The organism is Pseudomonas vancouverensis, assembly GCF_004348895.1.
Lineage (GTDB): Bacteria > Pseudomonadota > Gammaproteobacteria > Pseudomonadales > Pseudomonadaceae > Aquipseudomonas > Aquipseudomonas vancouverensis.
In genome coordinates this window covers 1-1,328 of sequence record NZ_RRZK01000010.1, presented here as the reverse complement: position 1 = coordinate 1,328, position 1,328 = coordinate 1, and the positions used below count along the sequence as shown (strand labels likewise).

At 56.5% G+C, this 1,328-nt stretch carries 2 protein-coding genes; both read right to left on the bottom strand.

Annotation, left to right across the window (positions count from 1 at the left end; genetic code table 11):
• On the bottom strand, window positions 1–1,042 hold a 1,042-nt coding region (locus EIY72_RS11530; RefSeq protein WP_132680129.1), incomplete at its 3' end, for a T6SS immunity protein Tli4 family protein.
• Window positions 1,042–1,328: T6SS immunity protein Tli4 family protein (locus tag EIY72_RS11525; RefSeq protein ID WP_243701729.1), on the bottom strand; the 287-nt coding region annotated here is incomplete at its 5' end. The genes EIY72_RS11530 and EIY72_RS11525, both read right to left, overlap by 1 nt.

The following is a 1,328-nucleotide window of genomic DNA, read 5'->3' as shown; positions in this document are numbered from 1 at the left end:
TGACCGGTTCTTCACTCGCGGGCTGTTGCCAGAGGGGGAGTTCGTAGCCTTTGTTGGCGAATGCGGGAAGGGTCCAGCGCACCAGGTCTTCTGGTTCATTGGGGTCAATGGGGCCTGCTTTCATGCCACCTGCCGACAAACGGAAATTCATGCTTGGGCGGCTCAAGGAAGGATTTTCGCGATAGTTCTCACACCCGAAAAGTATTTGACGGTGAGTGTTGTCACTGAAGCCGATCAAGGATTCTTCCGCCGGCATCCCCGCCAACGTAACTTTTCTCGCCCGCAGGTTTTCATAATCGCCAGCAAGGAAAATCCTTGCACCTTCTTCGGTCCGAATCTTTATGCTTTTCGTTTGGCTCGCCGATAACGCGTTGACATAAATCTCCAACGACACGTCCGAAGCTGGGGGTTGAAAGTAGAAACTGGCGATTTCCTGATCGTGATGACTTTGAATCACGATGGGACCCAAGGCGAAGCCCGCGCCTGCGTTCTCGGGAACGCTGACCTTGAAAATTTCTTTGGATAGTTTTAGAAGTCTCGCCTCCACGGGGGCTGTATTACCATTATAAGATTCGGCGCGGAGCATGACGTAGGCGTCATCAACCAACAGGTGGAGTTCGTGGACAAATGTGTCTGGTACTTCAGTGCTCCCGAAATACTGCAGCGATATTTTCTGCAAAGTTTCACGCCTTGCTGAAACCAGCATCGGTATATCGTTCATTTCATCGTTTTTGACCGCCGCAATTCGACGCGCCCGCTCATCCAGCGCTGCATCAAACCGCTCCTGTGTCACGCCCTCCCCCAATACCCGCACTTCAACCGATGAGTGATCGGCACCCAGCCCGTAGTACAACTTGACATCGCCGCCCCCCGTCCAGTTGGCGGGCAAGTCGATCAAGCCGCGGCCCAGCGCCCAGGTGCGCATGTGGGTAGTCATTTCGCTCACGTTGTGTTTCTCCTGTTCGCTGGGTTGTTTGAAGGTGGCGCAGCCGGCGAATGAAGCCAGCACCAGGCCTGCGAGAAAAAGCTGACGCACACCCATTACTTCTCCTCCCAAGGCCCCGGCTTGGGCTTCTCGAAGCTGGCGATGAACTCGTCGAGGATGCGTTTGCTTTCAGCCGCTTCTTCCGCGGTGGGTCCGCGGTCGGTGGCCCAAGGGTCCGGCTTGGGCGCGACCGCACCGAAGCGGATGCGCACGGATTTGAGGATCGCGTCCCAGACGGCCATGGCTTCGTAGTCGGTCAGCGAAGGGTTGACCGGTTCTTCACTCGCGGGCTGTTGCCAGAGGGGGAGTTCGTAGCCTTTGTTGGCGAATGCGGGAAGGGTCC